Origin of the sequence: Pseudomonas sp. AM14(2022) (assembly GCF_036346455.1) — a bacterium.
In the GTDB taxonomy this organism is placed as follows: domain Bacteria; phylum Pseudomonadota; class Gammaproteobacteria; order Pseudomonadales; family Pseudomonadaceae; genus Aquipseudomonas; species Aquipseudomonas putida_A.
Window position 1 is genome coordinate 277768 of the sequence record NZ_JAOTNY010000002.1, and the last position, 20880, is coordinate 298647.

Genomic DNA, 20880 nt, shown 5'->3' on the forward strand with positions numbered 1-20880 from the left:
GTCTACCGCAAGTGCAAGAATAGTAGATGCCAACGCACTGACCGACGCTCAGGATACATGTGATGAACGCAGCACCCTCCCCCGATGACGCCCAAGCCCTGATCGCCCGTACCGACTGGAGCCGCACGCCGTTGGGCGCTTCTGGCACCTGGCCGCAAAGCCTGCGCACAGCTGTGGACATCGTGATTCACTCGCCGATGCCGATGCTGCTGTTGTGGGGGCCGCAGCTCACGCAGATCTACAACAATGGCTTTGCGATGCTCGCCGGCAGCAAGCATCCACACGCTTTCGGACAGCCGGCGCACCTTATATGGCCAGAACTTCAAGACTTTACCGACCCGATTTATCGAGCCGTCCTACAAGGCCAGGTGCGCACCTACAGCGAGCGGCGATTTACCCTGCAACGCGGAGGCATAGAGTCCGACTTCTGGCTGGACCTGACCTACAGCCCCATCCGTGATGAAAACACGCAAGTGGCCGGGATCCTGGTGACCGCCATCGAAACCAACGAACGCCGGCGCATCGCCCTCGAACTGCAACGCCGTTCCGAAGAAAGCCTCAAGGCCCAGCGCGACACTGAAGAACGCCTGCAACTGGCGCTGGCCGCCACCGATGCGGTCGGTACCTGGGACTGGGACATCGGCGAAGACCGTTTCATTGCCGACGCCCATTTCGCCCAGTTGCACGGCATTGATCCGGCCCACGCGAGCCAGCTACCGATCAGCGACTACCTGCAAGGCGTGCACCCCGAAGACCGCGCCCTGATCGCCCGCAGTATCAAGCATTGCATCACCCACGGCACCGAGTACGCCGAGGAATACCGCCTGTTGAAAGCCGACGGCGAACTGCGCTGGGTGTTTGCCCGGGGCCGCTGTTACAAGGATCACCACGGGCGACCGGTGCGTTTCCTCGGCGCCGCGCTGGACCTGACCGAACGCAAGCACACCGAGCAGGCGCTGCGCCAGAGCCAGACGGAATTGCAGCTGATCATCAATGCAATGCCGATCCTCATCAGTTACGTCGACCACGAAGAGCGCTTCCGCCTGAACAATGCGGCGTATCTGGACTGGTACGGCCTCACGCCGCAGGAACTGTATGGCCGTACCATTCGCGAAGTGATCGGCGAAGAAGCCTACTTCCTGCGCGCGCCCTATATTGCCGAAGCCCTGGCCGGGCGACCCTGCTCGTTCAGCCTGTACACCCCGCATCGCGACGGCAGCAACCGCCATGCGCTGATGAATTACCTCCCGCGCCACGGCGCCGACGGCTCAGTCAACGGTTTTTATATTTTCGTGATCGACGAATCCGAACGGAAGAAGACCGAAGAAGCCCTGCGCAATCTCAATGAAACCCTCGAAGAACGGGTCAGCGCCCGCACCGAACAACTGGCTCAGGCCAATCAGCGTCTGCAGAACGAGATGTTCGAACGCGAGCGCGCCGAAGATGCGTTGCGCCATGCGCAGAAGATGGAAGCGGTCGGCCAGCTCACCGGCGGTATCGCCCACGACTTCAACAACATGCTCACCGGAATCATCGGCAGCCTCGACCTGATGCAGCGCTACATCGCCGACGGCCGCGCCGATGAAATCGGCCGTTTCACCGAAGCGGCGGTGTCGTCGGCAAACCGAGCGGCGGCGCTGACCCATCGGCTGCTGGCGTTCTCGCGCCGGCAGTCGCTGGACCGCAAGACCCTCAACGTCAATGAACTGATTCATTCGCTGGAAGATTTGATCCGCCGCACCAAGGGCGACCCGATCGAACTCACGCTGCGCCTGGCCGACGATGTCTGGCCGATCAGCACCGACGTCAGCCAACTGGAAAATGCTTTGCTCAACCTGGTGATCAACGCCCGCGACGCCATGCCCGATGGCGGCGAGTTGCTGATCGAAACTGCCAACGTCTACCTCGACGGCAACGACATCACCACCCTCGAACCGGTCAAGGCCGGCGACTACCTGATGCTGGCGGTCAGCGACAATGGCACCGGCATGACGCCGTCGGTACGGGCCAAGGCGTTCGATCCGTTCTTCACCACCAAACCGATCGGCCAGGGCACCGGGCTCGGACTGTCGATGATTTATGGCTTCGCCCAGCAGTCGGGCGGCCATGTCAGCCTCGACAGCCTGCCGAATCAGGGCACTTGTGTGCGCTTGTACTTGCCGCGCCTGAACCTGCTGGAGCCGGAACGGCCAGTTGTGGAAACCCTCAGTGCGGCGCCGACGGCCACCTGTGGCGAAACCGTGGTGGTGGTTGAAGATGACCCGGCAGTGCGCATGCTGGTGCTCGATCTGCTCAAGGAGCTGGGTTACCTCGCCCACGAAGCCGCCGACGCCAGCGCCGCCCTGCCGCTGCTGGAATCGGAGCTGCGCGTGGATCTGCTGGTGACCGACGTCGGCCTGCCGGGGATGAATGGCCGGCAACTGGCGGAAATCGCCCGCCAGCATCGTCCGGGCCTGAAAGTGCTGTTCATGACCGGTTACGCGCAGAAAGCCGCCGAGCGTCAGGGCTTTCTGGAGGATGGTATGGACATGGTGGCCAAGCCGTTTTCGATTGAAGTGCTGGCCAACAAGATCCGCGAGATGATCAACCAAACGCCGTCACTTGAGGCATAATCCCGCGCCCCGCTGTCACCCCGTTACAGGTATCGCACGATGAAAGCCCAAGCCCGCCACATTCTGGTGAAAACCGCCGAAGAGGCCGAACAACTCAAGCAACGCATTGCCAAGGGCGAAGCGTTCGATGTGCTGGCGAAGAAATACTCGACCTGCCCGTCCGGCAAACGCGGCGGTGATCTGGGTGAAGTGCGGCCGGGACAGATGGTCGGCGCGATCGATGCGGTGATCTTCAAGAAGCCGCTGCGCACGGTGCATGGGCCGATCAAGAGCAAGTTCGGCTATCACCTGGTGCAGGTGTTTTTCCGCGACTGAAGGCTTTGCTTTCGGGCGTTTGTGGCGAGGGAGCTTGCTCCCGCTGGGTGGCGGAGCCGCCCCAATAAGGCTTGCGCCTGCTGCGCAGTCGAGCGGGAGCAAGCTCCCTCGCCACAAGAACACTCATTCTTTAGGGATCAACGCCCCCGGCACCTGAATCACCCGACTTGCCAGCCAATGCCCCGCCTGCGCCGCCTCGACCGGACTGCCACCCAGCAACCGGCTAGCCAGATACGCCGCGCTGAACGAATCCCCCGCCGCCGTCGTATCCACCACCTTCTCGACCTGCTGCGCCGGCACTTCCAACGCCTCATCATCGCAGCGAATCAGACACGCCTCGGCGCCACGCTTGAGCACCACTTCCGGCGTGCCGATCTGCGCGTACGCCTCGAACACTGCGTCGCAATCGGCAAAATGGAACAGCGCCTGTTCGTCATCCACGGTCAGCAACGCCAGATCGACATGCGGCAACACGCTGCGATAGGCCGCCCGCGCCTCTTCCTGTGAGGACCACAAGCGTGGCCGATAATTGTTGTCGAAGACGATCCGCGCATCGCGCTGGCGGGCTTCGATCAGGGTCTGGATCAAGCGTTCGCGGCCCTTCGCACCTAACACTGCGAGGGTGATGCCGCTGAAATACAGCACATCGTAGTCCGGCAGCGCTGCCAGAATCGGCTCCGCCGCTGGGGTGGTGAAGCAATCGCGCACCGCCGCTTCATTGCGCCAGTAGAGGAAACGCCGCTCACCGTTGGCGTCGGTCTGAATGCAGTACAGACCCGGCAAACGACCGGGCAGACGCTGCACGAGATCCAGGCCAATGCCTTCGTCAGCCCAGCTCTGGCACATGGCGTCGCTGAAGCTGTCGTCGCCGAGCGCGGTGACGTAATCGACCTGGGCTTTGTCGCCGAGAGCGCGGGACAGGTACACCGCGGTGTTCAAGGTATCGCCACCGAAGCTTTGCTGCAGGCTGCCATCGGCGCGGTGCTGGAGTTCGATCATGCACTCGCCGATCAGGGCGATGCGCGGGGTGTTCGGGCCCAGGGGGCTGAGGCTGGTCATTGGGAGGTGTCTCTGGATAATCATCGGTGTTTGGGCGGCCCTCATCGCGAGCAGGCTCACTCCTACAATTGGAATGCGTTCCCCTGTAGGAGTGAGCCTGCTCGCGATGGGCGCGACTCGGTCTGAAACCTTAGAAGCAGGTCTCCATGCTCTCGACCACCGCCAACTGCTCATCCACCAGCAACCCCACCCGCCACTTGTCGAACGTCAGGCACGGGTGCGAGGTGCCGAAGGAAATGATATCGCCCACCCGCAATTCAACCCCCGGCGCCACGCTCATGAACGCATGCTGGTCCATCACCGCCGTCACTTTGCACGCACTAACGTCATCGCCGACCGCCGGCACCACACCGGCCTTGTACCGCAGCAACGGCACCGGCAGGCCGGCATCGAATGCCACATCGCGTTTGCCGAGGGCGATCACCGCAAAACCCGGCTCCGGCAGCGACTGCACGTGTGCCCAGACTTCCAGCGCTGGACGCAATCCTTCGTGCAGATCGCTACGACGATCCAGCACGCAGCACTGCGCTTCCTTGTAGATGCCATGATCGTGGGCGACATAACTGCCCGGGCGCAGCACGCTGAGGAAGCGTCCGCTCGCATTCTGTGCCTCGAACGACTCGGCGATCAGGTCGTACCACGCCGAACCCGAGGCGGTGATGATCGGCTTGGCAATGGCAAACGCGCCACTGTCCTGCAGTTGTACCGCCAGTCGCACCAGTGAGGCGGCGAATTCGCGAATACCGCTGACCGCGTGATCGCCATGGATCACCCCTTCGTAACCTTCGATGCCGGTCAGGGCCAGCGCCGGTTGCGCATTGATTGCCTGGGCCAGCGCGATGACTTCCTGCTCGCTGCGGCAACCGCAGCGGCCACCGACCACGCCGTATTCGATCATCACGTTCAACTTGACCCCGCGCGAGGCGAAGTAGGCGCCGAGATCGGCGACGTTGTCCGGGTGATCGACCATGCAATAGAAATCGAAATCGGCATCGGCCAGCAGATCGGCAATCAGTGCCATGTTCGGCGTGCCGACCAGTTGGTTGGCCATCAACACCCGGCGCACGCCGTGGGCATACGCGGCGCGGGTCTGGGTGGCGCTGGCAAGGGTGATGCCCCACGCTCCGGCATCGAGCTGACGCTGGAACAGCGCCGGGGTCATGCTGGTCTTGCCGTGGGGCGCGAGCTCGGCGCCGCTGTCGCTGACGAACTTCTGCATCCAGCGAATGTTGTGCTCCAGCGCCTCGCGGTGCAGCACCAGCGCCGGCAGGCTGACGTCACGCACAAGGTGCGCGCCGATGGCAGCGTCGCCCTTTTCCACAGCGGTATTGATGGCAGTCGTCATGCTTGAACTCCTCACTGTCGCGGCCGCAGGCAGCCGCGGTTATTCGTTGATGCGCCGGGCGAGGCTGTTGGCGCTCTCGATCAGCACCCGGCGATAGTCGTCGTAATTGTTTTTCGCATCGGCCCGTGGGGCGACGATGCACAGGGTGCAGATGGCCACGCCACTGGGGTCTTTGACCGGCGCGGCGAAGCAATGGGTGAAGGTGTCGGCCACGCTGTCGAAGGAGAAGAAACCGTCGATGCCAGCCTGGCGGATCTCCGCCAGAAAGCGTTCCAGCGGCAGGCGCTCGCCATCGGGCAGGATGTAGTCGTCCTCGTCGATCAGGTCGATGATCTGCTGGTCGCTCAAATGCGCCAGCAGCAAGCGCCCGGACGCAGTCCACGGGATCGGCGCGTTTTCGCCGATGTCGGACGAAATGCGGAAATGCCGCTCGCCCTCCTTCATCAGTGCCACCGTGTATTTGCGCCCGTTGAGCAGGCACATCTGCGCGGTTTCCCGGGTCTGGCTGACGATCTCCTGCAAGGCGTGATCGGCCTCGCGGCTGAGGTCGAAATGGCGCAGATGCGCCTGCCCGAGGAAGTACAACTGGCGCCCCAGATAGACGTGACCGTCCTTGCCCACCGGCTCCAGAATCCGTCGTTCCAGCAGCGACGCCACCAGTTCGTAGACCGTGGATTTCGGGCTGCCGATGCCATTGGCGATGTCGTTCGGACGCAGCGGCTGGCCGATCTCCTTGAGGAAGTCGAGGATATCGAACGCCCGATCCAGACCACGGGCCCGGCGTTTGATGGTGTCTTCGGTCATGTTTTCAGTTCCCAATGAAAGTGCCGGGAGTGTACCGAGAGTGCAGCGTCGACGGTTAGATCGCCATCGCGAGCAGGCTCACTCCTACAGTTGAAGCGCGTCCTTCTGTAGGAGTGAGCCTGCTCGCGATAGGGGCACCTCGGTTCAGGGTTTCTTCTTGTACGCGATGCAATCGATCTCGACCTTGCAATCAACCATCATGCTCGCCTGCACACAGGCCCGTGCCGGGGCGTGTTCAGGTTTGAAGTACTCGCCGAAAACCTTGTTGAAACTGCTGAAATCCCGCGGATCGTCCAGCCATACGCCAGCCCGCACCACGTCCTCCAGGCCATAACCGGCCTCTTCGAGAATCGCGATCAGGTTTTTCATGGTCTGGTGGGTCTGCTCGACGATACCACCAACGATGATCTCGCCATCCACCGCCGGCACCTGGCCGGACACGTGCAGCCAGCCATCCGCTTCAACCGCGCGCGCGAAGGGGCGTGGCTGACCGCCAGCGGCGGTGCTGCCGGTGCCGTATCGAGTAATGCTCATGGGTACTTCTCCTGATTACAAAGCAAAAATTAGAACCGCGTGCTCTTGAGAAACTCAGCCAGACGCGGCGATTGCGGGCGTTCGAACAGTTCCTTGGGCGGCCCCTGCTCTTCGATTCGCCCCTGATTCATGAACACGATCTTGTCCGAGACCTCGAAGGCGAAACGCATTTCGTGGGTCACCAGCAACATGGTCATGCCGTCTTCGGCCAGGCCCTTGATCACGTTCAACACTTCACCGACCAGCTCCGGATCGAGGGCTGAGGTGACTTCGTCAAACAGCATCAGGCTGGGGTTCATCGCAATCGCCCGGGCAATCGCCACACGCTGTTGCTGACCGCCGGAAAGCTGTCCGGGAAAGTGATTGCGCCGCTCCAGCAGGCCGACCCGCTCCAGCCATTTTTCGGCCAGCACCACGGCTTGGTCCTTGTGCATTTTCTTAACCTTGAGCAGACCGAGGGTGACGTTCTGCAAGGCGGTCAGATGCGGGAACAGGTTGAATTGCTGGAACGCCATGCCGGTCATGGCGCGATGGCGGGCGATGACTTTTTCCGCATGACGCACACGTTTACCGCCAACCTCGTCATAGCCGATGGACTCGCCGTCGAGCAGGATCTGCCCGCCCTGGAACTCTTCGAGCATGTTCACGCAGCGCAGCAAGGTGGTCTTGCCCGAACCGCTGGAGCCGATCAGCGTCACGACGTTGCCGCGCTGCATGCTCAGATCGACACCCTTGAGCACTTCGACCGCACCGTACTGCTTGTGCAGGCCACGGATGTCCAGCAGCGGCTGACCGTTCTGAACGTTGGAAACTTGAGCTTGAGCTTGAGCTTGAGTCATGGCAGGGCCACCCGCTTTTCAATATGCCGGCCGAGTAATTCGATGCCGTAGTTGATGACGAAGAACAGAAAACCGGCGAACAGGTAGAACTCCAGAGTCATGAAAGTCCGGGCGATGATCTGTTGGGTGCTGAGCAGCAATTCAGCGACACCGATCACCGAGAGCAAGGTCGAGGCCTTGACGATTTCGGTGGATGAGTTGACCCAGGTCGGCAGGATCTGCCGCAACGCCTGGGGCAACAGCACGTAACCGAGGGATTGATAAAACGTCAGGCCGATCGCCTTGCTCGCTTCCATCTGCCCGCGTGGCAATGCCTGCAAGGCACCGCGCACGATCTCGGCGACGTGCGAGCCGCAGAACAGCGTCAGGCCCAGCGCACCGGCCTGAAACGCGCTGATCTGCCAGCCCAGCGCCGGCGCCATATAGAAGCAGGCCAGCACCAGTACAAACACCGGCGTGCCGCGAATAATGTCGACATAAAAGCGGAACGGCGCGCGCATCCAGAACTTGCCGTAAGTCAGCACCAGACCGGCGACAACCCCGAGCAGCGTGCCGAACAGAATCGCCAATGCCGACACTTGCACACTGGTCAGGAAGCCTTGCAGCAACGTCTCGCGTGCCACCCACAATTCACGCAACCAACTGGGAGATTCGTACATCGCAGCCTCCTATCGGCGGATCGCCAGACGCTGCTCGAGGTAACGCAGCAGCATGGCAATGAGGTAACAGGCCGCGACATACAACGCCGTGGTCACCAGCCAGGTTTCGATCACCCGGTAGCTCTCGACGTTGATCTTGCGCGCGTAATAGGTCAGCTCCGGCACCGCAATCGCGGCGGCCAGCGAGGTGTCCTTGAACAGCGAGATGAAGTTGTTCGACAGCGCCGGCAGCACGTTGCGCAGCATCACCGGCACGGTGACGTAGGCCTTGACCTGCCACTCACCGAGTCCGATCGCCAGCCCCGCTTCGCGCTGGCCTTTGGGGATGCTCAGCAAGCCGCCACGGAACACTTCGGTCAGATAGGCACCGGCATACAGCGACAGCGTGATGATGAACGAGGGAATCTTGTCCAGACGGATCCCCAGGCTCGGCAAGGCAAAGTAGATCAACAGAATCAACACCAGAATCGGCGTATTACGCACCACCGTGACGTACACCGAGGCCAGCACCCGCAAGGCGCGATGCTTCGAGAGCAAGGCAAACGCCATCAGCAGGCCGATCACGCAGCCGATGGCGATCGACACCAGCGCCAGTTCAAGGCCCAGACCGAGCCCCGCCAGCAAGGTGTCGAAATCGCGCCACACGGCGGCAAAGTTCAACTGATAGTTCATGGTCAGCAGTACCTTGAGCGGGGCGCGTGCAGGCGCCCCACTCTCACGGGATCATTTGAATTCGACAGGGAAACCGATCGCCGGCGACGGCAGGTCGACACCGAACCATTGCTTGAAGGATGCCGCGTAAGTCGGGAACTCAACGCCGGTCATGGCTTCATGCAGAGTGGTGTTGACGAAGTTCAGCCAGTCCTGATCGCCGCGTTTGACTGCGCAGGCGTAGGTCTGTGGGCTCCACGCGTAGGTCGGGCTGCGGTAGCGGCCGGGGTTCTGCACCATCAGGTATTTGACCGACGACTGATCGGTAGCCGCGGCATCGGCACGGCCGGAGTTCACCGCCTGATACATCAGATCGACACTGTCGTACTGATCGACCTTGGCCTTGGGCAGCGCCTGATGCACCAATTCTTCGGCATAGACGTTTTGCAGCACGGCCACCGTAACGCTGTCACCGGCCGCCTGCAGGTCTTCGATTTCCTTGTACTTGCTGTTGGCCGGCAGCAGCAGACCGACACCTTCGCGGTAGTACGGCAGGGTGAATGCCACTTGCTGCGCGCGGCTGGCGGTAACGGTGATGAACTGGCAGCTCATGTCGACCTTGTCGGTCAGCAGATTGGGAATTCGCGCGTCGGACGACTGCACGACGAACTCGACCTTGTTCGGGTCATTGAACAAACCCTTGGCCACCATCCTGGCGATGTCGATATCAAAGCCCTGCAACTTGCCGTCCGCACCCTGAAAGTGCCACGGCGCATTGGTGCTGCCGGTGCCGACAATCAGCTTGCCCCGGGCCAGAACACTGTCGAGCTTGCTATCGGCTGCCTGGGCCATGCCCATCACAGCGGACGAAGCCGCAAGAACGAAAACACACGCTTTGAACAACGAAGGACGGCGATGCATGGCAAGCACTCCAGGATGATGTTTATTCCGCTATACCGGAACACGGTTTGTTACTGCGGAATAGACAGCAGAAAGTGTGCCACAGGAATCACAGGGAAACTGTAGAGGGGTTAAATGTTTTTGGAATCAACGGGATGCAGGAAATGCGAAAAATGGAGTCAGGTGCGGGTACTGATGGGCTGCGCTACCTTAGGCTACAAATAACGAGTAGCAGGTTCCCAGATGGAGCACGAAGGGCTACTTCGGTGCAATGTGGTTAGCGATTGAAGGGGCCAGCTCTCCATATCTATCGGCAAGCGGCTTTGTCGTAGACCTCTCCCCGCTCTCTTCTCCCTACCGCAATCACGGTAACAACCAAAACCTCGTTCTTTACGCGATAGACCAGCCTGTATCCAGCACTGCGAAGCTTGATTTTGTAGGCGTTTCCCAACCCTCGGAGTCGATCGGCAGGAACGTGAGGATTGACCAGCCGTGTAGAGAGCTTTTTCTTGAACTGATCTTGAAGTGCTGAATCAAGCTTTTTCCATTCCCTCCAGGCTTTTTCGGAAAACTCCAGCTCATAGGTCATCTATAGAGACCTTGATGGTGGGATCGTTTTCTCGCTCCTTGCACAGTGCGATCAGTTCCAGGTCCTCAAGACGATTCATCATCGCCTCATACTCTTTTGCGGGCACACAATAAAACGCCGGCTCATTTCGATTCAGGATCGCTACAGACTGGCCGCCACCAGCGGCCACAGTACGCATGGGATTTCTTTTCAATTCAGAAATACTCGCAACGATATTAGAAAGGACTACGTGAGTCATGATGGTGCTCCCTGGAGTGCTGTTAATGGTGCCTAAAATAGCACTCCAGGACGTCTTTAACGTCTATCGTTTGTTCCCATCCACTCTGTTATTGACTGGAAAAAAGGTATCACGTCCCCACATTCCACATTTCCGGGTTTCGTGTCGGGCCGGTCCTTCATAAAAGTGGGAAAAATCTCGCGAATCCACAGGCCACCTGTAATTTCTGACAGTAGACCTGTTCTTCACCCTTCTTTAACGTCATCGAACCTTCGAGGTCGTTGAAAAGGAGTTCTCAATGAGCGCTGCCAATACCATTTCCAATCTGGCCCCGGTTTACCGCAAAGCCCTGAAAACCTGGCGCCCGGTGATCCTGTACTTCGCCAACGAACACTGCCCCGCCTGCGAGTTTGCCGGGCCGATTTTTCGTCAGATTGCCGAGCCGTACCGGCATCGCGCCAATATCTACATGCTTAGCACCCGTGAGTCGCCGCGCCATCCGTTGGTCACCGGCACGCCGACGGTGCTGTTCTACAAAAACGGCAAGTTGCTGAAGAAGCTCAAGGGCATCGGCACAGAGGAAACACTGGCGGCGGACTTTGCCCGGCATATTGGCAGGACCAGGGCACCGGTGGTGCAGCAGAAACCACGACATGACCTGCCGTGGTTGCGCCGCACATTGAGCAGGCTCTGCACAATCACGCGTGCGCATCGGCGGGTGATTTGAGGCAGTGCATTTCCCGTAATCGTTACGGCGTCTGACACATCGCTTTCGCGGGCAAGCCCGCTCCCACAGGGGTCAACGTTGTTCACACATTTCGTGTACGACGCGTGCACTGTGGGAGCGGGCTTGCCCGCGAAGGGGCCGGCACCGTCAGCGCAAGGCTGCTGCCTTACGCAGAATCGCGCACCAGCAACACCTGCGTCACCCGTCGTTCCTCAACGGCTTTGACGGTCATTTGCCAGCCTGCGTACTGCAGCCGATCGCCGATCATCGGCAAGCGATCCAGCAGGCTCATCACCAGTCCGGCCAGGGTCTGATAGTCCTCGGTCGGTTCGGCGCCGAACCCGGTGCGCTGGCGAACACGGGTCAGGTTCAACGCGCCGTTGACGACAAAACCGCCCTGCTCCTCGATCACGTCCGGGCCTTCGATCTCGCTGGCATCGGGCAGTTCGCCGGCAATCGATTCGAGGATGTCGGTCATGGTCAACACACCGACGAAGTCACCGAATTCGTTGACCACGAAGGCGATGTGAGTCGACGCCGCGCGCATTTGCTCCAGCGCATTGAGGATCGAATAGCTGTCGAGCAGGTTGATGGTCTTGCGCGCCAGGTGCTCCAGATTCGGCTCGGTACCGGACAGGTATTCCTTGAGCAATTCCTTTTTGTGCACGAAGCCCAACGGTTCATCCACCGCGCCGTGGCGAATCAGCGGCAGACGTGAATACGAAGAGTGCATCAATTTTGTGCGAATCGTTTCGGCGTCGTCGGCCAGATCGATGGTGTCGACGTCCGCGCGTACGGTCATCAGATTACGAATCGGCCGCTCGGCCAGTTGCAGCACGCCACTGATCATCACTCGCTCGCGGCGGTCGAACAGCTCCGCACTCGGGGCTTCGCCGTCATCCAGCAGATCGGAAATTTCCTCGCCGACCTCCTCCGCCTCCAGCTTGCGCCCGCCCAGCAGACGCATTACCGCGTGGGCCGTGCGCTCACGTATGGGGCGCAAGCCTTGCATCGAACGCTTGCGTCGGGCCCGAGCGATCTGGTTGAACACCTCGATCAGGATCGAGAAACCAATCGCCGCGTACAAATAGCCTTTCGGGATGTGGAAACCCAGGCCTTCGGCCGTCAGGGCGAAACCAATCATCATCAGGAAGCCCAGACACAGCATGATCACCGTCGGGTGCGCATTGACGAAGCGGGTCAGCGGCTTGCTGGCGACGATCATCAGGCCGATGGAAATGATCACCGCGATCATCATCACCGCCAGTTCATCGACCATGCCGACTGCAGTGATTACCGCATCCAGCGAGAACACCGCATCGAGCACCACGATCTGCGCGACGATTGGCCAGAACAGCGCGTAAGCGGCATTGGTCGAGCGCTGGCCGACGTGGCCTTCGAGTCGTTCGTGCAGCTCCATCGTCGCCTTGAACAGCAGGAATACACCACCGAACAGCATGATCAGGTCACGGCCGGAGAAGCTCTTGTCGAACACCTCGAACAACGGCTGCGTGAGGGTCACCAGCCAGGAAATACTCGCCAACAGGCCCAGGCGCATGATCAGCGCCAACGACAGGCCGATGATCCGCGCACGATCGCGCTGATGCGGTGGCAGTTTGTCCGCCAGGATCGCGATGAACACCAGGTTGTCGATACCCAGCACCAGCTCCAGCACGATCAAAGTCAACAAGCCTAACCAGGCCGTGGGATCCGCTAACCATTCCATAAAATGTCTCGATCTCTCTTCAGTGAATTCAGGCTGCCGGACACGGCAAAGTGCAACGCGAAGGCTCTGAAGCCGCGTTGTCAACGATAGACGGGAGTCGGAAAACCGGATGCTGCGAGTACGTCAAGACCGCGCCATGGCGCGTGGAGAAGGTACGACTGGGAGGCTCCAAGAGGGTGTTCATGCAAATCCTGAATGAAAAATGGCCTTGGAGCGTACAGGCTCAAGGCACATTTTCTACAGCGGCAAATCATTTCAAAATCTGTAAGAGCACAGGAAATTTGATTTTCCTGCAGGCCCTTTCGCGAGCAAGCCCGCTCCCACAGGGGTTATTCGTCGGACGCAGGTTCTGAGTTCAAAGAAGGTCCAACGTGGGAGCGGGCTTGCTCGCGAAGGGGTCATCAAACACACCACATCATCGCCCGGCAAAACGCAACCGCGACAACTGGCGCAAATCCCCTTCCACGTAATAATCGTTGGTCCAGCTGTCATCCACCGCCAATGGACTCACCTGCTTCAGTTCCAGCTTTTTCGCGAAATAGCGAAAGCGGTAATGCTCATAAAACCGCAGCAACTCCAGGCCATAGCGATCAGCCAGATCGGTGTCGCCACGAATGATCAGGAAGTTCTCGTCATTGCCGTTACTGGCTGACGTACTGAGGTTGTGACTGCCGCTGATGATGGTCGGCGCATCGGTGGTGAAGTCGGTGATCACGGCTTTGGTGTGCACCAGCAGGTTGCCCTTCTGGCCTTTCATGTTTTCTTTCAGCCAGCCTTCCAGCCCGGTGTTGAGCAAAGCTGTGGCAGCGAATTCGGCGGTGCGGTCGGCATGAAATCCGGTGATGCTGCTCGCGGTATTTTGCAGGCCGTAACGCAGGATGTCGTCATGCGGTTTGCCGAGCAGCGCGTTGAGAATCGCGTCCGGCAGGCTGAAAGCGGTGACGAACAAAACGTCCTTTTTCGTCGTCTCGATGATCTCGACAAACTCACGCAAATCGCCACCACCGCTGCGTGGCGAGAACCCGGCGAACAGCGCCTGTGTTGGGTCCATCGGGTTGTGCTCGGTGATCCAGCTGCGCGTCGCAGCGACATCGGCGGGGTTGGCCCAAACCTCTTCAAACACTTGCAAATAACGCGTGGCAATCATCACGTCGTCGAGCGTATGCACCACGTTGGCCTGGCGATAAACACCGTTGGCGGTGAAATTGGTGCTGCCGCACAGCACGGCTTGCGGTTGCCGCTGACCCGCGCCATCGACGCGGCTGAGAACAATGAATTTGTCGTGAAAGATGTTGTGGGTGACCCGGCCGCGCTTGTTCGCCATCGGCAATTTGGCAAGGTTCGTTTCGTTCAGGGTCGTATCGGGATCATCAGGTTTCGCGTGATACAGCACGCGCACCTGAACCCCTCGGGCAAATGCCGCATTCACTGCGTCGACGATCGCCTGCAACTGATACTCGTAGATCGCGATGTCCAACGCCCACTGCGCGTCCACCGCCCGATCGATATATCCGAGCAACCGCTCCAGCAGCCCGTTCTCCAGCCACAGGCGCGCCGCGTCGGGCCAGGCTTCGATGGGCAGGTTCTTGTTGGTGCTGATCTGCGCGTCGAGGTCGGGAAATTTGCGCTGGAAGGCCTGACTGGCGGCCACAGCACGGTTGAATATCACGCTCTGGTTGGCCGGATGACCGTCGTCACTGGTGATGCTCAGCTCCAGTGATTCGCCAAGTTGTGGCGCGTCCGCCGTGCCATAGGCCAGATGCACGCGATAGTGCATCGTCGTGCCCGGGTTGACCGCGTAATCGGCCCAGCGGAATTTCTGTAGCGGCGCTTTATCGCTGGGCGTGGCGTGATACTGCGGGAACGTGTGTGCCTTGCCGGGAAATGTCAGGCTGTTGAACAGGAACAACCACGGTTTGTCGCCCTGCTGCTTTTCGATGGCAAACCCGAGCAGGCCTTTGCGTCGGGGCTCGGCGAGGTCCATGGCGAGTAATACGCCGTTGGTGCCGGCGTAGGCTTTGACGCGAAAATCGTCCTGAGGATTGGCGACCATTACCCGCATGATTCACTCCTTGTGATTGGGCTGGGGTGGAGCATAGAGCGTCGGAGCCTGATTGCCATGTTCACCTGAAACCGAGTCGGAGCCATCGCCAGCAGGCTGGCTCCCACAGGGTTTTGTGTCGCACACAATATTCGCGAACACCGCTCAAACTGTGGGAGCCAGTCTGCTGGCGATGAGGCCCGCACAGGGCATCACACATCATCAATATGCCGATAATCCGCATTCAACGCCTTCGCTAATTCTCGCGCCCGTGCCAGGCGGATCGGCCCACGCTCAATGTCGATCAACAATCCCGGACACTCCAGCGGCAACATCGGCGGCAAGGTTTTCAAGCGGCCATCCGTCACCACCAGCAAGCGCTGCTGCTCGGCCGGGAAGCGCTTTTGTCGCTGCACCAGCCATTGCTGTGCCTGCGTCAATGCCGCCACCAACGGCGTGCCGCCGCCCGCCCCCAACGCCTCCAGCCAGGTGCGCAAACCACTCGATGCCTTCAGACCTTGCACCTGCCATTTCGGCGCGCTGCCGCTGGCGGTCAGCAAGGCCAGTCGCGCGCGCTGCCGATAAGCATCATCGAACAATTGCGCGAGCAGGCCCTTGGCATCGCTCAGCGCCTGATGCCTACGGGTCGAAGCCGAGGCATCGACGATCACCAGCCACAATTCATGGGGAGTACGAGTGCGCAACTGGAACTGCAGATCTTCTCGAGTCTGCGGCCGACCGTTGAGCAGCGTGCCCGGCCAGTTCACCCGGCCGCTGCGCGCGGCGTGGCGCTGGCCCTGGCGTCCGTGATCGAGGCGACCGGCGCGGGGTCTGGCATTCGCCCCCGCGTCGGATCGGGGACGAATGCCGGTTACTTTTTTGGCCAGCTCGGCACTTCGCGACGGACACCGGTGGTCACTGCCGGGGCGGGCATATCACCCCACTGGCCCTGCCCTTCGCTCGGTTCGGCCTGGCTACTGGCCGGGTTCTGCGCGGGCGGTTGCGGACTCGACGAAGAAGGTTCGCGACGCCGATGCCGCAGGGCAAATTCCGCCACGGCGTCGATGTCCTGCTCGGCAATCGCTTCGGCGCCGCGCCATGCCGCATGCGCACGGGCCGCACGCAGCCAGACCAGATCAGCACGCAAGCCATCGACGCCAGCAGCGAAGCAACGCTGGGTGATGCTCGCCAACGCGTCGTCATCCAGCGGGATGTTCGCCAAGGCGATGCGCGCCTGTTCGCAGCGCTCACGCAGCGCTTGCTGCTGGGCTTCCCACTGCACGCAGAACGCCTGTGGATCGCTGTCGAAATCCAGGCGGCGGCGGATGATCTGCCCGCGTTCGGTCGGCGCGGTGTGGCCGCTGAGGGCGACGTTCAGGCCGAAACGGTCAAGCAGCTGTGGCCGTAATTCACCCTCTTCCGGGTTCATCGTGCCGATCAATACAAATCGCGCCGAATGCCGATGGGAGATGCCGTCGCGCTCGATCAGGTTGGTACCACTGGCAGCCACATCGAGCAGCAGGTCGACCAGATGATCGGGCAGCAGGTTCACCTCATCGACGTACAGCACACCGCCGTCAGCCTTGGCCAAAACCCCGGGAGAAAACTGCGCCCGCCCTTCACTCAGCGCGGCGTCGAGATCAAGAGTGCCGACCAGACGCTCTTCGGTGGCGCCCAATGGCAGCGTGACGAACTGTCCGCTCGCCAGCAGATCAGCCAAGCCACGGGCCAGGGTGGATTTGGCCATGCCACGCGGGCCTTCGATCAGCACGCCACCGATTTTCGGGTCGATGGCGGTGAGGCACAGCGCGAGTTTCAGGTCATCGGCGCCGACCACGGCAGAGAGCGGGAAATGCGGGGTGTCGGTCATCTTCAATACTCGGTCATGGTCGGTGTGAATTCATTTCAATGTAGGAGTGAGCCTGCTCGCGATAGCGGTGGTTCAGCGACAAATAGGTTGGCTGATACACCGCTATCGCGAGCAGGCTCACTCCTACAAAATGTTGTGGTGTGTCAGGTGTCTTCTTCTATATCCAGCAGCAGGTTTTCCAGTGCTTCTTTATACACGCCGGGCTCCTGCCACATCCCGCGCTGCTGCGCTTCCAGCATGCGCTCGGTCATGTCGCGCAGCGCATGCGGATTGTGTTCACGAACAAAATCGCGGGTCGCCGGGTCGAGCAAGTAGGCGTCCGCCAGCAACGCGTACTGATGATCATCGATCAGTTGCGTGGTGGCGTCGAAAGCGAACAGGTTATCGACTGTCGCCGCCAGTTCGAAGGCGCCTTTATAGCCATGACGCTTGACCCCTTCGATCCATTTCGGATTGGCCGCCCGCGAGCGTATCACCCGGTTCAGTTCTTCTTTCAGGGTACGGATTCTCGGCAGATCCGGCTGGCTGTGATCGCCGTGATAACTCGCCGCCGCTTCGCCGCGCAGGGTTTCCACCGCCGCGAGCATGCCGCCCTGAAACTGGTAATAGTCGTTGGAATCGAGCAAGTCGTGCTCGCGATTGTCCTGGTTCTGTAGCACCGCTTGCACCTGACTCAGACGCTGGACGAACTGTTCACGAGCGGCGGTGCCCTCGTCCGCCCCGCCGTAAGCGTAAGCGCCCCAATTCAGATAGACCTCGGCCAGATCTTCGCGGCTCTGCCACAGGCGACCGTCGATGGCGCCCTGTACGCCCGCGCCATAGGCTCCGGGTTTGGCGCCGAAAATCCGCCAGCCGGCCTGGCGCCGCGCCGCGTCGGCATCCAGCCCCGATTGCAACAGCGCCTCGCGCTCGGCACGCACCTTCGCCGCCAGCGGGTTGAGGTCATCCGGTTCGTCCAGCGCCGCCACCGCTTGCACGGCGGCGTCGAACAGACGAATCAGGTTGGCAAAAGCATCGCGGAAAAAACCCGAGACCCGCAGCGTGACGTCGACCCGTGGCCGGTCGAGCAGGCTCAGCGGCAGAATCTCGAAATCATCGACGCGCTGACTGCCGGTGGCCCACACCGGGCGCACGCCCATTAGCGCCATGGCCTGAGCGATGTCGTCGCCGCCAGTGCGCATGGTCGCGGTGCCCCACACCGACAGGCCGAGCTGACGCAGGTGGTCGCCGTGATCCTGCAAATGCCGCTCGAGAATCAACGTGGCGGACTGGAAACCAATGCGCCACGCGGTAGTGGTCGGCAGGTTGCGCACATCCACCGAGTAGAAGTTGCGCCCGGTGGGCAACACGTCGAGACGGCCACGGCTGGGTGCGCCGCTTGGGCCGGCGGGGACGAAGCGACCGTTGAGGGCGTCAAGCAGACCGCGCATTTCGGCGGGGCCGCAGGCGTCGAGGCGTGGGGCGACGACTTCGCGCAGATTTTCAATGATTGCACTGACTTCAGCCCCCCTCGGTTCCTGTAGGAGTGAGCCTGCTCGCGATGGCGTCAGGTCAGGCAATTCAGTGTTGAATGACATACCGCTATCGCGAGCAGGCTCACTCCTACAAGGGGCGTGCAATGTTTCGGAGATCAGTTGGGTGGCGAATAGCTCAAGGCGTTCGCGGGTATCGCCGGCAGTGCGCCAGATTTCTTCGCTGAGGCTTTGCAGCTCTGGCGGACGCGGGCCGTTCCATGGATCGGCAAGCACACAATCCAGCGGATCAAAGCCCAACTCGAAGGCCTTGGCCAACGCCCGCAGCAGACTCGACTGCGCGCCCTTGCCGTCGCCACGCGGAATGCGCAGCAAGGCCAGCAACGTATCGATGCGCAAACGTCCGGTCGGCGACTCGCCAAAGATGTGCAGGCCATCGCGGATCTGCGATTCCTTCAGGTCACACAGATAGGTGTCCAGACGCGGCAGCCAGATCGCTGCGTCGGCGTCGCTGTCCAGACCGGCGTCGAGTTGCAGTTCGCGGTCAATCTGCGTCTCGCGCACCAGTTGCAGAATGTCGCGCTGCAGCTCGCGGGCGCGACGCGGATCGAGCAGTTGCGCTTCGTAATATTCGTCGGCCAGCAGTTCCAGATTGCGCAGCGGGCCGTAGGTTTCGGCACGGGTCAGCGGCGGCATCAGGTGGTCGATGATCACCGCTTGCGTGCGCCGTTTGGCCTGGGCGCCCTCGCCCGGGTCGTTGACGATAAACGGATAAATGTTCGGCAGCGGGCCGAGCAATGCGTCCGGCCAGCAATTTTCCGAAAGGCCGACGCCCTTGCCCGGCAACCATTCGAGGTTGCCGTGCTTGCCGACATGAATCACTGCGTGCGCGCCGTAGGTGTTGCGCAGCCAGAAATAGAACGCCAGATAGCCGTGCGGCGGCACCAGATCCGGGTCGTGGTACACCGCGCTCGGATCGACCTGATAACCGCGCGCCGGTTGAATGCCGACGAAGGTCAGGCCAAAACGCAGCCCGGCGATCATCATCCGCCCGTCGCGGCACATCGGATCGTTTTGCGGCGCGCCCCAGCGTTCCAGCACTGCCGCGCGATTGGCTTGCGGCAGCGCGTTGAACATCGCCAGATAGGCATCCATCGCCAGACTTTGCTGGCACGGCCGCAGGTCGATGCTGTCGAGGTCGTTGCTCACGCCGCCGAGCAATTGCTGGATCAGTTCGGTGCCGCTGTCCGGCAACTCCGCCGTCAGCGGGAAGCCTTCCGCCTGCAACGCGCGCAGGATATTCAATGCCGCCGCCGGCGTGTCCAGACCGACGCCATTGCCGATTCGACCATCGCGGGTCGGGTAGTTGGCGAGGATCAGCGCAATGCGTTTTTCCGTGTTCGGCAGCCGCGCCAGATCGCTCCAGCGCCGCGCCAGTTCAGCGACGAAATCCATGCGTTCGGGTTGCGCCCGGTAGCAGACCACGTCGGACTGGCTGCGCTCGCTGCGCCAGGCCAGATCCTTGAAGCTGATCGGCCGGCTGATGATGCGCCCGTCGAGTTCCGGCAAGGCAATGTGCATCGCCAGATCCCGTGGCCCCAGGCCCTGCTCGCTGTCGCGCCAGCCCGGCTCGTTGTCCTGAGCGCAGATCGCCTGAATCACCGGAATATTGCGCCGGAACGGGCGCAGGTGCGGCGCTTCCGGGCTGGATTGCGCGAAACCGGTGGTGTTGAGAATCACCGCCGCCTCAACCTCATCCAGCCAGTCCTCGACCACGCTCAGACAGCCGGGTTCTTTCAGGCTGGCGACGGCGATCGGCAACGGATTGAGCCCCGCCGCCTGCAAGCGCTGGCAGAACACATCGATGAACGCGGTGTTCGCCGCTTGCAAATGCGAGCGATAAAACAACACCGCCGCGACCGGTTGACCGGGCAGCCATTCGGCTTGCCAGTCGCTCAGTGCGGCGGTGTTTTTCTGTGGGTGGTAAATCGCTGTACGCGGCAACGCCTGCGGCTCGCCCCAGGCGTAGTCACGCGCCAGCCAGCGGTTGGCCAGGCAATGGAAGAAGTCCAGCGCATTGCCCATGCCACCCTGACGCAAGAACTGCCAGAGGCGGTCGCGATCTTCGGCGGGCACCGTGCTCAGGTCGCTGAGTTCCGGGTCGGGACGATCATCGCCCGGCACCAGAATCACCTGCACCCCGCGCTCGGACAATTCCACCAGACGCTCGACGCCGTAACGCCAATAGGCGATGCCGCCGTGCAGCGAAATCAGAATGACCTTCGCGTGACGCAACACCTCATCGACATACAGGTCGACCGAGGCGTGATTCTGCACCTGCATCGGATTGGCCAGGCGCAGGCTCGGGTAATCCTCGGGCAATTGCTGCGCGGCTTCGGCGAGCAGCGCCAGGCTGGAATCGCCGCTGCACAGGATCACCAGCTCGGCGGGGGTTTGTCCAAGGTCGGCAATGTTGTCATCCGACACGAAACCGCCGGGCTGGGTCCTGAGCAGGTGCAT

The 20880-nt window shown here is 61.1% G+C and carries 18 protein-coding genes; 3 read left to right on the forward strand and 15 right to left on the reverse strand.

Features of this window, described 5'->3' with window-relative positions; genetic code table 11:
* Window positions 1-62: 62 nt before the first annotated feature.
* Together V3W27_RS04925 and V3W27_RS04930 are read left to right on the forward strand one after the other, a co-directional pair.
* Window positions 63-2612: a PAS domain-containing hybrid sensor histidine kinase/response regulator gene (locus tag V3W27_RS04925; RefSeq protein ID WP_330206055.1), complete on the forward strand. Its 2550-nt coding sequence runs from the start codon at window positions 63-65 to the stop codon at window positions 2610-2612.
* 39 nt (window positions 2613-2651) lie between these two features.
* A complete protein-coding gene (locus tag V3W27_RS04930; RefSeq protein ID WP_003225447.1) occupies window positions 2652-2927 on the forward strand; it encodes a peptidylprolyl isomerase in 276 nt (91 codons plus the stop codon).
* 123 nt (window positions 2928-3050) lie between these two features.
* Here V3W27_RS04930 and V3W27_RS04935 read toward each other — a convergent pair whose 3' ends face one another.
* The 10 genes from V3W27_RS04935 to V3W27_RS04980 all read right to left on the reverse strand — a co-directional run bounded on the left by V3W27_RS04935 (window position 3051) and on the right by V3W27_RS04980 (window position 10545).
* Entirely contained in the window at window positions 3051-3986 is a 936-nt protein-coding gene (locus V3W27_RS04935) for a sugar kinase (RefSeq protein WP_330206056.1), read from the reverse strand.
* Between the two features lie 130 nt (window positions 3987-4116).
* Window positions 4117-5331 carry an amino acid deaminase gene (locus tag V3W27_RS04940; RefSeq protein WP_330206057.1) on the reverse strand — a complete coding sequence of 405 codons (1215 nt, stop codon included), beginning with the start codon at window positions 5329-5331 and terminating at the stop codon, window positions 4117-4119.
* 39 nt (window positions 5332-5370) lie between these two features.
* Window positions 5371-6135, reverse strand: coding sequence for an IclR family transcriptional regulator (locus V3W27_RS04945; RefSeq protein ID WP_027612656.1), 765 nt, complete (start codon window positions 6133-6135; stop codon window positions 5371-5373).
* A 144-nt stretch (window positions 6136-6279) separates the two neighbouring features.
* The gene (locus V3W27_RS04950; RefSeq protein WP_003225452.1) at window positions 6280-6669 is read right to left on the reverse strand and encodes a RidA family protein; all 390 of its coding nucleotides are present in this window, start codon (window positions 6667-6669) and stop codon (window positions 6280-6282) included.
* A gap of 29 nt (window positions 6670-6698) precedes the next feature.
* Window positions 6699-7508 (reverse strand): amino acid ABC transporter ATP-binding protein, encoded by an 810-nt coding sequence (locus V3W27_RS04955; protein WP_330206058.1) that lies wholly within the window; start codon window positions 7506-7508, stop codon window positions 6699-6701.
* Complete coding sequence (locus V3W27_RS04960; protein WP_247269190.1) at window positions 7505-8167, reverse strand: amino acid ABC transporter permease; 663 nt, start codon at window positions 8165-8167, stop codon at window positions 7505-7507. Before V3W27_RS04960 ends, V3W27_RS04955 begins: the two co-directional genes overlap by 4 nt.
* 9 nt (window positions 8168-8176) lie before the next feature.
* Window positions 8177-8839, reverse strand: a complete 663-nt coding sequence (locus tag V3W27_RS04965; RefSeq protein WP_003225455.1) for an amino acid ABC transporter permease — start codon at window positions 8837-8839, stop codon at window positions 8177-8179.
* A gap of 51 nt (window positions 8840-8890) precedes the next feature.
* Window positions 8891-9739 (reverse strand): transporter substrate-binding domain-containing protein, encoded by an 849-nt coding sequence (locus tag V3W27_RS04970; protein WP_047294802.1) that lies wholly within the window; start codon window positions 9737-9739, stop codon window positions 8891-8893.
* A gap of 286 nt (window positions 9740-10025) precedes the next feature.
* Window positions 10026-10307: a type II toxin-antitoxin system RelE family toxin gene (locus tag V3W27_RS04975; RefSeq protein ID WP_285374355.1), complete on the reverse strand. Its 282-nt coding sequence runs from the start codon at window positions 10305-10307 to the stop codon at window positions 10026-10028.
* Window positions 10297-10545, reverse strand: a complete 249-nt coding sequence (locus V3W27_RS04980) for a type II toxin-antitoxin system Phd/YefM family antitoxin (RefSeq protein ID WP_330206059.1) — start codon at window positions 10543-10545, stop codon at window positions 10297-10299. Before V3W27_RS04980 ends, V3W27_RS04975 begins: the two co-directional genes overlap by 11 nt.
* A 277-nt stretch (window positions 10546-10822) precedes the next feature.
* On the opposite strand from V3W27_RS04980, the gene V3W27_RS04985 reads away from it, so the two are divergent.
* On the forward strand, window positions 10823-11251 hold the full coding sequence (locus V3W27_RS04985) for a thioredoxin family protein (RefSeq protein WP_330206060.1): 429 nt from the start codon (window positions 10823-10825) through the stop codon (window positions 11249-11251).
* Window positions 11252-11417: 166 nt separating this feature from the next.
* Here V3W27_RS04985 and V3W27_RS04990 read toward each other — a convergent pair whose 3' ends face one another.
* The 5 genes from V3W27_RS04990 to cobN form a co-directional block, all read right to left on the reverse strand.
* Window positions 11418-12977 (reverse strand): TerC family protein, encoded by a 1560-nt coding sequence (locus tag V3W27_RS04990; RefSeq protein WP_103366945.1) that lies wholly within the window; start codon window positions 12975-12977, stop codon window positions 11418-11420.
* Between the two features lie 415 nt (window positions 12978-13392).
* Complete coding sequence (locus V3W27_RS04995) at window positions 13393-15039, reverse strand: phospholipase D-like domain-containing protein (protein ID WP_330206061.1); 1647 nt, start codon at window positions 15037-15039, stop codon at window positions 13393-13395.
* A gap of 191 nt (window positions 15040-15230) precedes the next feature.
* Complete coding sequence (locus tag V3W27_RS05000) at window positions 15231-15905, reverse strand: vWA domain-containing protein (protein WP_442962645.1); 675 nt, start codon at window positions 15903-15905, stop codon at window positions 15231-15233.
* Complete coding sequence (locus V3W27_RS05005) at window positions 15890-16888, reverse strand: ATP-binding protein (RefSeq protein WP_330206063.1); 999 nt, start codon at window positions 16886-16888, stop codon at window positions 15890-15892. The genes V3W27_RS05000 and V3W27_RS05005 overlap by 16 nt, the downstream gene beginning before the upstream one ends.
* Before the next feature lie 143 nt (window positions 16889-17031).
* Entirely contained in the window at window positions 17032-20880 is a 3849-nt protein-coding gene (gene cobN / locus V3W27_RS05010) for a cobaltochelatase subunit CobN (RefSeq protein WP_330206064.1), read from the reverse strand.

What these genes read in the sequence shown, in the direction of transcription:
- V3W27_RS04980 (WP_330206059.1), bottom strand. Translation starts at nt 10,545, where the DNA reads ATGACTCACGTAGTCCTTTCTAATATCGTTGCGAGTATTTCTGAATTG.
- V3W27_RS04930 (WP_003225447.1), top strand. Translation starts at nt 2,652, where the DNA reads ATGAAAGCCCAAGCCCGCCACATTCTGGTGAAAACCGCCGAAGAGGCC.
- V3W27_RS04995 (WP_330206061.1), bottom strand. Translation starts at nt 15,039, where the DNA reads ATGCGGGTAATGGTCGCCAATCCTCAGGACGATTTTCGCGTCAAAGCC.
- V3W27_RS04960 (WP_247269190.1), bottom strand. Translation starts at nt 8,167, where the DNA reads ATGTACGAATCTCCCAGTTGGTTGCGTGAATTGTGGGTGGCACGCGAG.
- V3W27_RS04950 (WP_003225452.1), bottom strand. Translation starts at nt 6,669, where the DNA reads ATGAGCATTACTCGATACGGCACCGGCAGCACCGCCGCTGGCGGTCAG.
- V3W27_RS04985 (WP_330206060.1), top strand. Translation starts at nt 10,823, where the DNA reads ATGAGCGCTGCCAATACCATTTCCAATCTGGCCCCGGTTTACCGCAAA.
- V3W27_RS04925 (WP_330206055.1), top strand. Translation starts at nt 63, where the DNA reads ATGAACGCAGCACCCTCCCCCGATGACGCCCAAGCCCTGATCGCCCGT.
- V3W27_RS05005 (WP_330206063.1), bottom strand. Translation starts at nt 16,888, where the DNA reads ATGACCGACACCCCGCATTTCCCGCTCTCTGCCGTGGTCGGCGCCGAT.
- V3W27_RS04965 (WP_003225455.1), bottom strand. Translation starts at nt 8,839, where the DNA reads ATGAACTATCAGTTGAACTTTGCCGCCGTGTGGCGCGATTTCGACACC.
- V3W27_RS04970 (WP_047294802.1), bottom strand. Translation starts at nt 9,739, where the DNA reads ATGCATCGCCGTCCTTCGTTGTTCAAAGCGTGTGTTTTCGTTCTTGCG.
- V3W27_RS04935 (WP_330206056.1), bottom strand. Translation starts at nt 3,986, where the DNA reads ATGACCAGCCTCAGCCCCCTGGGCCCGAACACCCCGCGCATCGCCCTG.
- V3W27_RS04990 (WP_103366945.1), bottom strand. Translation starts at nt 12,977, where the DNA reads ATGGAATGGTTAGCGGATCCCACGGCCTGGTTAGGCTTGTTGACTTTG.
- cobN (WP_330206064.1), bottom strand. Translation starts at nt 20,880, where the DNA reads ATGCACCTGCTCAGGACCCAGCCCGGCGGTTTCGTGTCGGATGACAAC.
- V3W27_RS04955 (WP_330206058.1), bottom strand. Translation starts at nt 7,508, where the DNA reads ATGACTCAAGCTCAAGCTCAAGCTCAAGTTTCCAACGTTCAGAACGGT.
- V3W27_RS04945 (WP_027612656.1), bottom strand. Translation starts at nt 6,135, where the DNA reads ATGACCGAAGACACCATCAAACGCCGGGCCCGTGGTCTGGATCGGGCG.
- V3W27_RS04940 (WP_330206057.1), bottom strand. Translation starts at nt 5,331, where the DNA reads ATGACGACTGCCATCAATACCGCTGTGGAAAAGGGCGACGCTGCCATC.
- V3W27_RS04975 (WP_285374355.1), bottom strand. Translation starts at nt 10,307, where the DNA reads ATGACCTATGAGCTGGAGTTTTCCGAAAAAGCCTGGAGGGAATGGAAA.